Origin of the sequence: Aestuariibaculum lutulentum, from assembly GCF_032926325.1 — a bacterium.
GTDB lineage: Bacteria > Bacteroidota > Bacteroidia > Flavobacteriales > Flavobacteriaceae > Aestuariibaculum > Aestuariibaculum lutulentum.
The window spans coordinates 1,127,247-1,140,518 of the sequence record NZ_CP136709.1 but is presented as its reverse complement, the minus strand read 5'-3'; the positions used below and the strand labels follow the sequence as shown (position 1 = coordinate 1,140,518).

At 36.2% G+C, this 13,272-nt stretch carries 10 protein-coding genes; 6 read left to right on the top strand and 4 right to left on the bottom strand.

Going from position 1 to position 13,272, the window contains the following annotated elements; all coding sequences use genetic code 11:
• Positions 1-5 precede the first annotated feature (5 nt).
• Together R1X58_RS04860 and R1X58_RS04855 are read left to right on the top strand one after the other, a co-directional pair.
• Complete coding sequence (locus R1X58_RS04860; RefSeq protein WP_240572230.1) at positions 6-1,658, top strand: choice-of-anchor J domain-containing protein; 1,653 nt, start codon at positions 6-8, stop codon at positions 1,656-1,658.
• A gap of 102 nt (positions 1,659-1,760) precedes the next feature.
• Complete coding sequence (locus R1X58_RS04855; RefSeq protein ID WP_240572229.1) at positions 1,761-2,201, top strand: hypothetical protein; 441 nt, start codon at positions 1,761-1,763, stop codon at positions 2,199-2,201.
• A 46-nt stretch (positions 2,202-2,247) separates the two neighbouring features.
• Here the strand turns inward: R1X58_RS04855 and R1X58_RS04850 are convergent, their stop codons facing one another.
• Entirely contained in the window at positions 2,248-3,300 is a 1,053-nt protein-coding gene (locus tag R1X58_RS04850; RefSeq protein ID WP_240572228.1) for an endonuclease/exonuclease/phosphatase family protein, read from the bottom strand.
• Between the two features lie 132 nt (positions 3,301-3,432).
• Here R1X58_RS04850 and R1X58_RS04845 point away from each other — a divergent pair, with 132 nt between their 5' ends.
• Both R1X58_RS04845 and R1X58_RS04840 read left to right on the top strand, forming a co-directional pair.
• Positions 3,433-6,201 carry a TonB-dependent receptor domain-containing protein gene (locus R1X58_RS04845; RefSeq protein ID WP_240572227.1) on the top strand — a complete coding sequence of 923 codons (2,769 nt, stop codon included), beginning with the start codon at positions 3,433-3,435 and terminating at the stop codon, positions 6,199-6,201.
• Positions 6,202-6,263: 62 nt separating this feature from the next.
• Positions 6,264-7,613, top strand: coding sequence for a DUF5689 domain-containing protein (locus tag R1X58_RS04840; RefSeq protein WP_240572226.1), 1,350 nt, complete (start codon positions 6,264-6,266; stop codon positions 7,611-7,613).
• A gap of 57 nt (positions 7,614-7,670) precedes the next feature.
• On the opposite strand, the gene R1X58_RS04835 is transcribed toward R1X58_RS04840, so the two are convergent.
• The gene (locus tag R1X58_RS04835) at positions 7,671-8,639 is read right to left on the bottom strand and encodes an endonuclease/exonuclease/phosphatase family protein (protein WP_240572225.1); all 969 of its coding nucleotides are present in this window, start codon (positions 8,637-8,639) and stop codon (positions 7,671-7,673) included.
• A 78-nt stretch (positions 8,640-8,717) separates the two neighbouring features.
• Between R1X58_RS04835 and hflX the strand changes: the two genes are divergently transcribed.
• Positions 8,718-9,938: a GTPase HflX gene (gene hflX / locus R1X58_RS04830; RefSeq protein WP_240572224.1), complete on the top strand. Its 1,221-nt coding sequence runs from the start codon at positions 8,718-8,720 to the stop codon at positions 9,936-9,938.
• A gap of 35 nt (positions 9,939-9,973) precedes the next feature.
• Entirely contained in the window at positions 9,974-12,214 is a 2,241-nt protein-coding gene (locus tag R1X58_RS04825; protein WP_240572223.1) for a transglycosylase domain-containing protein, read from the top strand.
• A 6-nt stretch (positions 12,215-12,220) separates the two neighbouring features.
• Here R1X58_RS04825 and R1X58_RS04820 read toward each other — a convergent pair whose 3' ends face one another.
• Both R1X58_RS04820 and R1X58_RS04815 read right to left on the bottom strand, forming a co-directional pair.
• Entirely contained in the window at positions 12,221-12,664 is a 444-nt protein-coding gene (locus tag R1X58_RS04820) for a hypothetical protein (RefSeq protein ID WP_240572222.1), read from the bottom strand.
• A gap of 9 nt (positions 12,665-12,673) precedes the next feature.
• On the bottom strand, positions 12,674-13,153 hold the full coding sequence (locus R1X58_RS04815) for a hypothetical protein (RefSeq protein ID WP_240572221.1): 480 nt from the start codon (positions 13,151-13,153) through the stop codon (positions 12,674-12,676).
• Positions 13,154-13,272: the final 119 nt, after the last annotated feature.

The window sequence follows — 13,272 nt, the reverse complement described above, 5'->3', positions numbered from 1 at the left end:
GAACGATGAAAAAGATATATTATTTATACACGATATTGTTAGGAGCAATCATGGTTGGTTGTAATCCTATGGAAGATATTCATAATGAAGCTAAATCGGGAGAAACCGGTGTGGTTGAAGAAGTGTCAATTACTTTAACGGACGATGATTATGACGAGTTGGATTTAGCCTACGGAAGTTTCAATTCCGAAGATGAAGCTAAAGAGTTGTTACCAGGCTATTTAGGTGAGCTTTATCCGTATTTATCAGATGGATCTTCAATTACCGTTGCCTATATGCTTTATGTAGGAGCTGCAGAAGGGGTAAGCGATTTGACAGGTTCAGATATTTATGAGTTGTCAAAAACAGATTATGCATCTGCAGGAAGTGATGCTTTTGGGTTTTACCCGAATGTTGATGCAACATCTATGATTCCGGATATTTTAGATGCTCAAATTGCAAGTCCTGAAGAAGGGCAAATAGTTTTAGCAAAATACGACCAATATTTAACCACACCGGAAGTAGGATTAGCCGATGTTGTGGCTTACGATTTTGCCGGAAGCCTTGAGGGGTGGACGCCTGCAGAAGGAGTCGGAAATTATGAAGTTTGGACATCTAATTCCAGTTATGTACAAGGAAATGCTTATGGCAGTGCCGAAGATAATACAGAATGGTTGGTGTCTCCATCTATCGATTTATCAGGAGAAAGCGATTTAAAATTCCAAATTGCACATGCTATAAAATATGCAAGCGATTTATCATTACTTCAAATTTTAGTTTCTACCGATTATTCAGGTGATGTAGCTACGGCGACATGGAATGAAATAAGTTTGGCAACGGCAGCAGGGGTTGACGATTATACAGCCTTATCTGAAGATTACGATTTTTCAGCTTATGACGGACAAACTGTAAATATTGCATTTAAATATTCATCTTTAGGTACAGATGTTGGACGTTGGAGAATATCTGGTTTAGCAATTAAAACCTTAGGTGTTACTGGCGATGCAAACTCTAAAGGAGAGTATTTTATGTATACCAGTGGTGCATGGGAGCTTATGGAAGGTGTTTATTATTTAAGTTCTGAAGATTTCGATTCTATGGGAGAAGGCTCTGGTCAGCCGGGTCAGTATAACAATTTTGGAAGTTCTATTCCTCCAAACAATTATTTACCAACTTTTATGAGCTTAAAGTTTCCTTATGGTCAAGAGGATGAAGAGAAGTTTGTAATTTATGATTATTATTCAAGCTCTAGCGGTGCTCAAAGACGCGGTAACTTATACACAGTAATTGATGGTATTTGGACCGGTGCTGAATCTACTATTGAAACAACATTACAGTTTGGTCTAGAAGACGGTGTTTGGGTTCCAGATAATACTATTCGTTACACATTGGTTCCTTCAGATTATGATTTAATCGTGGAATCATTAAGCAGTAAATATTCAGCAGCGACAACAAGTATGGATAATTATGGAAACTTTGAAAGACGTCCTGGAAATGCTGCAGAATGGACTGATGCTATGATTGCTGAAGCTATGGATTATGTGCTGAATGAATTAGATCCATCGGCGGAGGAAGGTCAAAAATATCTTGTAACTTTTGATATTTATAACGGATCCAGCGGAACTGAAAGCCTGTTGGTTATTAAGACAGATGGTGTTTGGCAACTTCCAACAGAATAATGGGATTTAATCTTAATAAATCTAGAAACCGCTTCATTTGAAGCGGTTTTTTTATGTTTTTAATTAGTACATTTGCTATTCAAAATTTAAAATAAAAAATTCATGTTCTACGAAGTTGTAAAAAGTCTGCACTCTTATTGGGCGTATTTAGTGTTTATTGTTTTAATTATTACGGTTGTAAATGCTATAATTAAAGTAACAGGTAAAAAGGAATACGAAGCAAAAGATTTCAGATTAGCGCTTTTTACATTAATTCTAACACACACTCAATTATTAATCGGTATGATTCTGTATGTGGTTTCGCCAAGATTAGAATTGTGGGGACAATTAGGAGGTGAAGTTATGAAGAATCCTATTGCTCGTTTGTATTTGGTAGAACATCCTTTTGTAAATATTTTGGCCATAGCTGCTATTACTATAGGCTATTCTAAACATAAAAAGAAATTAACGTCTCAGGCTAAGCTAAAACCAATTGCCATTTTTTACTCGATTGGTCTAGTATTACTATTATCAAGAATTCCATGGGATGCTTGGATAGGATAAAAAAACATAAACAAAAAAGGCAGCTATTAGCTGCCTTTTTTGTTTTTTAATCCACTTCTTTTATCACATAAACATATACAGGAAAATGGTCGCTATAACCATCGGTAAATCCACCATTGGCAAAACTGCGTAAGGGATATCCTTTGTACTGCCCCTTATTACCTATTAAATAGTTTTTGTTGAAAATGCCGGCTTTATACAATCGAAAAGAAGAATAATCTTTATCTAATAACGGTTTGGTCATCATGATCTGGTCAAATAAACTCCAGGCATCACGATAAGCTGTAGTTCCTAAACCTTCTTTAAAATAGGTTTCATAAGGATTATAGATGCCTTTTAGTTTTACTTTGTCGCGGTCTTTTTCAGCTTTTAAAACATCTTTTACACTGGCATTGGTAGGGTCGTCGTTTAAATCGCCCATAATAAATACTTTGGCATAAGGGTCAATAACTTGTAGGGAGTCTACCAAATGCTTAGTTAGTTTTGCCGCTGCCACACGTTTAGGTCTGCTTCGTGCTTCACCACCGCTTCGCGATGGCCAGTGATTTACAATAATGCTAATAGGGTCGTCTTCTAATTTTCCGCTAACAACTAATTGATCTCGAGTATAAACGCGTTTTCCATTTTGATCGTCGTAGATTTTTAATTCGTTACTGGTTGATGCTGTTGGTGTAAATAACTTTTTTTGATATAATAAAGCCACATCAATACCTCTGGCATCAGGCGAATGGTAATGAACAATACCGTAATCTTTGTCTATTAGTAAGGAATCGTTAACTAAATCTTCAAGAACCTCACGATTTTCAACTTCTGAAACTCCAATAATTGCTGGAGAATTATGAGTAACTTCATTACCAATATCGGCAATAACCTTCGCCATATTTCTCACTTTTTTCTTATAAACCTCAGAACGATTCGTTTTTAATTCCATCATCGGGCTGGCTTCGTCAAATTTATTCGGATCATTTATGGTGTCAAACAAATTTTCGAGGTTATAAAATGCTATGGTATGGACTTTAAAGTTTTTTTTAGACTGTGCAAAACTTAGGCTTGTTGCCACTAAAATGGAAGTGAAAGTTAAGAGTATAAGTTTGTTCATTACAAAAATGTTACGTTAATGTTATTTTGGCTACAAAGTTCTTATCAAATTTAAATATTAATTAGAAATAATGTAAATTAGTAGGATTAAATTGCTGTTAAATAGCATATTGACTAACTCTTATTATTAAGTATGAAAAAAAAACTACTCATGTCTTTTCTCGGGTTTTTTTCAGTTTTCATCACTTTTGCACAACAAACCATTATTACCGGTAGTGTTAAAGATGGTGTTTCCTTTAATCCTATACCCGATGTAACCATTTCAGTTGAGAAAACAATTTTATCGGCACAAACTGATGCTAAAGGAAAATTTGTTTTTTCGGGTAATGTTCCGCTTGGGGAACAAATGTTAAACGTATCGAAACCCGGATACATCACCAAGAGATTTCCCATTGTTGTAAATGAAAACAGAACGGTCGATCTTTCAGATATCACTCTGGATGTTGACATGACCACTTCCGAAGGGTTATTTACCATTACCTTGTCTGATGACGAATTAAATGATGATACCAGCGGTGCTGATAATATTTCGGGACTGTTAATGTCGTCGTTAGATGTGTTTCAGCGTACGGCAGCTTTTGAATTTAGTTCTTCCTTTTTTAGAGTTCGGGGCTTGGATTCCGATAATGGTTCGGTATTGATTAACGGTGTCGAAATGAATAAAATGTATAACGGAAGGCCGCAATGGAGTAACTGGGGTGGACTAAATGATGTTGTTAGAAATCAGGAATTAACCACAGGTTTAACACCTTCGGCCTATAATTTTGGAGGTGTTTTGGGAACAACAAATATTAATACCAGAGCCACAAATTACAGACCAGGAGGGCAATTAACATATTCGTCATCTAATCGAAGTTATACCAACAGATTGATGGCAAGCTATTCAACTGGCTTAATGGATGGCGGTTGGGCTATGACGGTGATGCTGTCAAGACGCTGGGGTAACGAAGGCTATCAGGATGCTACGTTGTACGATTCTAATTCGCTTTTTGCCTCTATCGAGAAGGTTATTAACGATAAGCACAGTATTAACTTTACATCGATTTATGCGCCAAACCGACGTGGAAAATCGGCACCGAACACCCAGGAGGTTTTCGATTTAAAAGGTATAAAGTACAATGAATACTGGGGCTGGCAAGAAGGAGAAAAACGGAACTCGCGTATTAAAGAAGTAGAAGAGCCTATTTTAATGTTGAATCATTACTGGGATATTTCAAGTAAAACCACGTTAAATACAAATATTGGTTATCAGTTTGGAAAAACTGGAAACAGCCGACTAGATTATGGAGGAACACGTCTTAATGATGATGGTTTTCCTGTTGGAGGAGGCTCTAACCCGAGTCCGGCATATTACCAAAAATTACCAAGTTTTTGGTTAGGATTAGATGATGGACCAAATTATACAAATGCTTATCTCGCTGAACAGGAATTTTTAAACGATGGCCAGATTGACTGGAACAGTTTGTACCAAACCAATTTAGAAAATATCGGGAATTATTCAACTTACGCGCTATACGAAGACCGAAACGATGATAAGCAATGGACATTCAATTCCATTCTAAATTCAGAATTAAATGAAAACATTGTATTAAATGCTTCAGTAAATTATAAGAAACTAAAATCTGAGAACTTTGCTGAAATTATCGATTTATTAGGAGGAAATGGCTTTTTAAATGTCGATTCTTTTGATGGTTTCCAGTTTGATTTACAAAACCCGAACCGTATAGCTATTGAAGGCGAAAAGTTTAAATACAACTATAATCTTTATGCAAATGTGTTATCGGGGTATGCTCAGGCACAGTTTAAATACAATAAAATCGATTTTTATGTAGCGGGAAGCATTTCAAAAACCGATTATCAACGGGAGGGGTTGTATGATAACGAAGCCAATACAGGTATTTCTTTAGGAAAAGGAGAAAAATTAGACTTTATTGGAATAGGAGCTAAAGGTGGATTTACTTATAAATTTACCGGAAAGCATTTGTTTGATGCCAATGCGGGTTATATTACTCGTGCACCATCCTTACGAAACACGTTTTCCAATGCTCGGGTTAATAATAACATTGTGCCTGATATTACGGAAGAAAAGATCACCTCCTTCGATGCGAGTTATATTTTCCGTTCCCCAACGATTAAAGCACGGGTTACCGGATTCTATATTAAAACAGAAGATGCCAACGAAATCTCGTTTTATTATGCCGATGGGGTAACTGGATTTTCTGATAGCTCGGAGTTTGTGAGTGAAATTCTTCAGGGGATTGATAAAAAACATTTAGGAGTTGAAACCGGTATTGAAGCTCAGGTAACACCAACGATTAAATTAAAAGGTGCGGCTTCTATCGGGCAATATACTTACGATAATAACCCTAATTTAATTTTAACAGCCGATGCCGCCACAGCGCCTCAGGGGCCAGCAAGTATGAAAGATTACAAAGTGGCAGGTGGTCCGCAAGGAGCGTATTCTGTTGGGTTTGAATATCGCGATCCGGATTACTGGTGGTTTGGTGCAACTGCAAATTTCTTTACGAATACATATTTGGATATTAGTCCAATAACAAGAACAGCAAACTTTTACACAGATCCGGTAGATGGTATGCCGTTTAACGATTACGATGAAGCTACAGCAAGAGAATTGTTAAAACAAGAACAGTTTGATGACTATTTGGTAGTAAACCTTATAGGGGGTAAATCTTGGAAAATAGACGATTATTATGTTGGGTTCTTTGCTAGTATTGGTAACGTGCTGGATAAAGAATATAAAACAGGTGGTTTTGAACAGGGACGTGCAGCGAATTACAGAGAGTTAAGAGATGATGTTAGTAACTCTACTCGAGTATTCGGACCAAAATACTGGTATGGGCGTGGTGCAAATTATTTCCTTAATCTTTATTTCAGATTTTAAAGTATAAAAACATAAAGTATATGAATTGCAAAGCATTCAAAAAATATAAAAAAAATAATATCATGAAAACGACGACTATATATTTAACTCTGGCACTAAGTTTTGTGCTGGCCTTGACATCCTGTGTGCATGACGACGATTATTCGATACCTAGTGTAGAAGTTGAAGAACCAAATATTAAGGATGAAGACAAGACAACGATTTCTATTGTAAAAGATATGTATGCCGGGGGTCTGGTAGATTTTGGAGAGTCTAATAATGGAGGGAAACTATATATAGAAGGTTATGTGGTATCTAACGATGAAGCCGGTAACTTATATAAAGTATTAATCATTCAGGATAAACCTGAAGATCCGACGGCAGCGATTCAGTTGGATGTTGATGTTACCTCCTTGTATGCCTTATATAAACCGGGGCAAAAAGTTTATATTGTTCTAAATGATCCTGATAGAAAGGATAGTTTAGGTAACAAGTTATCACCTTTAGGTATGGATGAGTTTAATGGTGTTTTACATATTGGAGCGATTGAAGGGACCAGTGTTGGCAGAATTTCTGCTTTTGATTTTAACAAGTATATTATTCGTTCAGCTGAAGTAGCTAACATTGTTCCAAAAGTTATTACCCCATCTGAGTTTAGCGACAATTATATAAACATGTTGGTTCAGATTGATAATATGCAGTTAAGTAGTTCTGAAGTAGGACAGCCGTACGGTAATGCGGATAATACCTTTACAGTTAACAGATATTTAAAAAACTGTGAAGATAATTCACAAACTATTATAAGAAACAGTGGTTTTGCTGATTTTAAAGGCAAACCTTTTCCTGCAGGTCAAGGGTCTATTGTAGCGGTTTTTAGCAAGTATAATTCAGATTATCAGCTGTTCATTCGCGATACCGAGGATGTGATGTTCGATGGAAGCCGTTGCGATCCGTTATTTGAAGATTCTTTTTCTTCCGGAAATTTGAATAAATGGACAACCTACAGTGTTGTTGGAGATCAGGTTTGGTATTACAATACCTTTGGAAATCCAAACGATAGTGCTACCATGTCGGGTTATAGTAGTGGTAACAAAGACAATGAAGATTGGTTAATATCAAAAGCTATTGATTTATCGAGTGTAACTTCAGCAACATTAACGTTCCAGACGGTGAAGCGTTATGCTGGTAATGATATTGAATTGTACATGTGCACAGATTATATGGGCGGCGACCCAACAACCGATGGTACCTGGGTGCAACTAACCGCCGATTTCGATACCAATATAAACAGCTGGTCCTCATGGACCGATTCTGGTGATGTCGATGTATCGGCCGCTGCCGGAGGAAATTTATTTATTGCGTTTAAATATACATCTACCACTTCTGCTTCTTCAACCTATGAAATTGATAATGTTCAGGTGTTTGGTGAATAGTCTGTTGGAGTTTAAATCATAAAAAAAACCGCCTGAAAAGGGCGGTTTTTTTATGTCTTAGTTTTTCTTAAAAATAGCGTATACCGGAAAATGGTCGCTGTAACCACCGTGATATTTAGTGCCTACATACGTTCTGAATGGTGTGCCTTTAAATTTTCCATCAAATTGTTTTAAAAAGTCTTCATCGAAAATATTTGCGGAATAAAATTCTAAGCTATTAGGGGTGTTTTCAAAGAAGTTTGTAGAAATGATAATCTGGTCGAATAAATTCCATTGGCGGCTATGGTACGTTGTTCCGCGGCTATACGAGCGAAGCGTTTCCATAGGGTTGTACAGGTTTTGTGCCTCAACCAACGATTTAATACTTATGCTTGATGGATCGTCGTTAAAATCGCCCATAATAATAAGTTTGGCTTCAGGTTGTACTTGTCTTAATTCATCAATAACTTCACTTAAACGTTTTGATGCCACAATGCGTTTAGGTTCTGTCTCTTTTTCACCTTCACGCCTCGACGACCAGTGATTAACAAGCACCTTAACTGGTAAGCCATCTAATAAACCAGAAACCAGTAAAATGTCTCGGGTATAATCCTGTGAGCCATCATCGTCAAATAAAGTTATGGTATAGGTTTCAGAATTGGAGACTTCAAATACATCTCGATCATAAATTAACGCCACATCAATACCGCGCTCGTCGGGTGAGTTATAATGTACATAACCGTAATTATAATCCTCTAAATGTTTGTATTTAATTAAGGCTTCAATGGCGGTAGCATTTTCAACTTCTGCGATTCCAATTAATGCCGGATGTTTTCCAGTTTCCTTCCGCCCGATATTAGAAATGGCATAACTTAATTTTCGTAGCTTATTTTCGTAACGCTTTGGTGTCCACTTTTTTTTAGAAATGGGTAAAAAATCGTTATCGTTGGTATATTGATCGTCGTAAATATCGAACAGGTTTTCAAGATTGTAAAATGCCGTAGTGTGTAACTCAGGTCTTACTTCAACATCATCAAAATCGGTCATAGTATGCTTTTATTTCGGACTAAAAATATAAAAATTAAAATGGATGCAATTATGTAACTTTGCATATTATTTATAAGTATGTTAGAGAAAAAAGATATAAACTTAGAGAAAGCTGTACTAATTGGTATTGTAACTAAAGATCAGGACGAAGCCAAATCTAAAGAGTATTTAGATGAGCTAGAGTTTTTAACTTATACCGCTGGTGGTGAAGTTGTAAAACGCTTTACCCAGAAAATGGATATGCCAAATTCTAAAACTTTTATTGGTACAGGTAAGATTGAAGATGTTAAAGAGTTTATTGAAGAAAATGATATAGGTACAGCCATTTTTGATGACGAATTATCGGCTGCTCAGGAGCGTAACATTAGTAAAATATTAAATTGCAAGGTATTAGATCGAACCAATTTAATTCTTGATATTTTTGCGCAGCGAGCGCAAACCAGTTATGCCCGTACGCAGGTAGAGTTGGCACAGTGTGAGTATTTATTACCACGTTTAAGAGGTATGTGGACCCACCTTGAGCGTCAAAAAGGGGGTATTGGAATGCGTGGACCTGGTGAAACCGAGATAGAAACCGATAGACGTATTGTTCGTGATAAAATTTCCTTACTTAAAGAACGTATAAAAACCATCGATAAGCAAATGTCTGTGCAACGCGGTAATCGAGGAGCTATGGTACGTGTGGCCCTTGTTGGATATACCAATGTTGGGAAATCGACTTTAATGAATGTAATAAGTAAAAGTGAAGTGTTTGCCGAAAACAAACTGTTCGCCACGCTTGATACGACCGTTAGAAAAGTGGTGATTCAAAATTTACCGTTCTTATTAAGTGATACCGTAGGATTCATTCGTAAGTTACCAACACAGTTGGTAGAGAGTTTTAAAAGTACACTTGATGAGGTTCGTGAAGCCGATTTATTATTACATGTGGTCGATATTTCACATCCTAATTTTGAAGAACATATCGAGTCGGTAAATAAAATTTTAGGAGAGATTGACAGTGTCAATAAGCCTACCATTATGGTGTTTAATAAAATTGATGCCTATAAACCAGAACCATTTGAAAGTGATGATGAGTTTGATATCGAACGCACCAAAAGACACTATTCGCTGGAGGAATGGAAGAAAACCTGGATGAGTAAAATGGGGGAGAATGCCTTATTTATTTCAGCTGTAAATAAAGAAAATTTAGAAGATTTTAAAAAGCGAGTGTATAATGAAGTGCGTGAAATTCATATCACCCGTTTCCCTTATAATAATTTTCTTTACCCTGATTACGACGAAAATATCGATTCCTAACGTATATAATCCAGGAACCCAAAAAGGTTAGATTAATGAAATTACTATTAAAGCGAAAGTGGATTAGATGGGCGGTAATAGTAGGTGTTTCGGTTGTTGGCTTTTTTGCACTTATTTATGCGAGTGTATTTTTAGGTGTTTTTGGAAAGTTGCCAACAAAGGAAGATTTAAGTTCTATTAAACAAGCTGAAGCAACGCAGCTACTTGATAAAGATGGTAAGCTTATCGGCAAGTATTACATTTACGATAGGCAACCATTGGAATTTGAAGATATTCCAAAAAATATAATTGATGCCTTAGTAGCTACTGAAGATGTTCGATTTTATGAGCATGACGGTGTCGATAATGTGAGTTTACTGCGTGTATTCGTTAAGAATATTATTCTTCGGGATAAATCTGCAGGCGGGGGGAGTACCATAACCCTTCAATTGGCTAAAAATTTATTCGGAAGGAAAAATTACGTTGTATTTAGTATGCTCATTAATAAGTTTAAGGAGTCTATTATTGCTAAACGTATCGAGGATATTTATTCTAAAAACGATATCCTCACCATGTATTTAAATACGGTACCCTTTCCTGATAATACCTACGGAATTGAAAGTGCTTCACGAAAGTTTTTCAATAAGCCAGCCATTGATTTAAATTATTCTGAAGCAGCTGCGTTAATAGGAACTTTAAAAGCCACCAGTTATTATAATCCAAGATTACATCGAGACCGCACGAAATCGCGCAGAGATGTGGTGTTTCAGCAAATGTATAAGTATGATTATTTAACAGAAGCCGAAGCCGATTCGTTAACTACTCAGGAACTGGTTTTGAATTACAAATCCTTTAATCACGATGTAGGTCTTGCTCCTTATTTCAGAGAAACTGTAAAAAAGGAACTCAAAGCAATATTAGATACATTGAAGAAACCGGATGGTGAATCTTACGACTTGTATCGCGACGGACTGGTGGTTCATACCACTTTAGATTCCACGATGCAGGCTTTGGCAGAAACGTCCATGACAGAACACTTAACCAGTTTACAGAAAGCTCATGAACTATCGTATGGGAAATATGCACCCTGGAACACAAAGAAAGTCGTTAATGCAGCTATAAAAACCTTACCAGCTTATAAAACGTACAAAGGTAAGGGCTTAACCGATAAGCAGATTCAGGATTCTTTATCGGTAAAACGAAAAACCGAATTGTTCGAATGGAGAGGTGACACCATAAAAAATGTTTCAACTATTGATAGTTTAAAACATTACCTGAAATTTTTAAATACAGGTATGCTATCTATTGAGCCACAAACTGGAGCCATTAGAACCTACATTGGTGGTATTGATTACCGATTTTTTAAATACGATCACGTATCGCAAAGTGAGCGTCAGGTAGGGTCAACCTTTAAGCCATTTGTATATACGGCGGCTATTGAAGACGGCATGAAACCGTGCACTTATTTTTCATTATCGGCTGTGACGTACACCGATTTTGACGATTGGACACCAACCAATGCCGGAATTGATGAAGATGACGACTATTTAAACTATAATCTGGAAACAGCGTTAAGTCAGTCGGTTAATACCATTGCCGTTAAAGTGCTGAATAAAGTGGGTATTGAAAAGGTAATTGAGCAGGCTGCTAAAATGGGTATTCAAAAGGAATTACCAGAAGAACCTTCTTTGGCTTTAGGGGTTGCTGAAATTAATCTGAACGAATTAACCGGAGCTTACGCCAGCTATGTAAACGATAGTAAACCAGTAAAACCGTTTGCGATTACAAAAATAACCGATAAAAACGGACATGTTATTGCAGAGTTTAAACCAGAAATAGCCGAAGAACAAGCCTACAGCGATTACACGCGCGAGGTGATGTTACAAATTATGCAATCGACGGTTAATACCGGAACCGCCACTCGTTTGCGTTCAAGTTATAATCTAACAAACGACATTGCCGGTAAAACGGGAACCACGCAAAATAATAAAGATGGTTGGTTTGTTGGCATTACGCCTAAATTGGTTACAGTAACCTGGGTGGGGAACGATAATCATAGCATTGGGTTTCGAACTACAGGGATTGGTCAGGGTGCCAATTCGGCATTGCCGATTTTTGCCAGGTTTTATCAAAAACTAAATGCTGACTCCAAATTTAATGGAATCACTAAATCGAAGTTTGAAACACCTTCAGATGAAGTTTTACAAGACCTGGATTGTGAACCCGAAAAACGAGATGGCTTTATAAAGCGACTATTTGCTAACAAGAAAAAGGAACGTAAGTTTAAGAGGAAGTAAATAAGGTTACATGTTAAAAAGATCCCAAAGGTAATTCATGATTTTACTTTGAAATCTAACAGGACGCTCGTTATTGGGGTCTTCAAGCCAATAGCCACATACGTCACAAATAACATTGTTTTTATAGGTTACATCTCCTGCCATACCTGAAAGAACGGCTACTTCATTTGCAAAGCCAGGAGCATTGGATGTATTTGTCCATTCAACTTTATCAGTACGAATTTTAGTAGAACAACATCGAGGACACATTTTTAGGTCTTTATTATAGTTTGCTTTAAGGTGCTTTTTATTAATTAGTTGTTCTATTTTATCTTCTGTAAGATTTTTGGTGTAGATATATTCTTTAATTATCTCTTGAGTTGGTTTAGTGTAAGTGCCAATTTTATATTTAACAAAGAAGGCTAACTCAACATCGTCAAGCGTATTAAGAAATTCTATTGTTTTACCCATACTGAATTTTTATTTTTCATTTAATTCTATTATTTCCAAAATTTCGGTCAGTTTATTTATGCTCGTTTTTGAAATTAATCGAAAACCAAACCCTATAAAAATAAATCTTATGAAAAGAAAACCGAATAATAGGATTGGAAGGAAGTTAATTCCTTTTTCCATTCCTTGGGTATATGAAATTATTCCAAATCCAATAAAGGGGTATGATAAAATAATAGAAAACATGACTTTAAAGGCATTATGGATTCTTACTTCGATTTCGCCAGTTTTTCCGTTAAAATTCCCAATTAACACGCAAACCGCGCCACGTCCTATTTCTGAAGAAATAATTTTAAATCCAACTTCATCCACAAGTCCACGAAACGCTTTATTAGTATGGTTTGAAACCAATGTATCTGTAATGTCTGTATTAGATTTTAGATTTTGCATTGAGATTAAATAATCGTTTCTCAATTCTGTTTTAAAAATTTTACTAGGAAATAGTTTCATTAAGTCTATCAGATTTTACGCAAATATGTCTGAATATTTTTTAAAAATACACAAATACTTGTAAAACAAAAGCGACTGCTTTAACAAATAAAACAGTCGCTTTTTTTAAATATTATATG

Bases quoted from the DNA above. Each gene is read 5' to 3' on its own strand.
- R1X58_RS04860 (WP_240572230.1), top strand. From the start codon at position 6: ATGAAAAAGATATATTATTTATACACGATATTGTTAGGAGCAATCATG.
- R1X58_RS04855 (WP_240572229.1), top strand. From the start codon at position 1,761: ATGTTCTACGAAGTTGTAAAAAGTCTGCACTCTTATTGGGCGTATTTA.
- R1X58_RS04850 (WP_240572228.1), bottom strand. From the start codon at position 3,300: ATGAACAAACTTATACTCTTAACTTTCACTTCCATTTTAGTGGCAACA.
- R1X58_RS04845 (WP_240572227.1), top strand. From the start codon at position 3,433: ATGAAAAAAAAACTACTCATGTCTTTTCTCGGGTTTTTTTCAGTTTTC.
- R1X58_RS04840 (WP_240572226.1), top strand. From the start codon at position 6,264: ATGAAAACGACGACTATATATTTAACTCTGGCACTAAGTTTTGTGCTG.
- R1X58_RS04835 (WP_240572225.1), bottom strand. From the start codon at position 8,639: ATGACCGATTTTGATGATGTTGAAGTAAGACCTGAGTTACACACTACG.
- hflX (WP_240572224.1), top strand. From the start codon at position 8,718: ATGTTAGAGAAAAAAGATATAAACTTAGAGAAAGCTGTACTAATTGGT.
- R1X58_RS04825 (WP_240572223.1), top strand. From the start codon at position 9,974: ATGAAATTACTATTAAAGCGAAAGTGGATTAGATGGGCGGTAATAGTA.
- R1X58_RS04820 (WP_240572222.1), bottom strand. From the start codon at position 12,664: ATGGGTAAAACAATAGAATTTCTTAATACGCTTGACGATGTTGAGTTA.
- R1X58_RS04815 (WP_240572221.1), bottom strand. From the start codon at position 13,153: ATGAAACTATTTCCTAGTAAAATTTTTAAAACAGAATTGAGAAACGAT.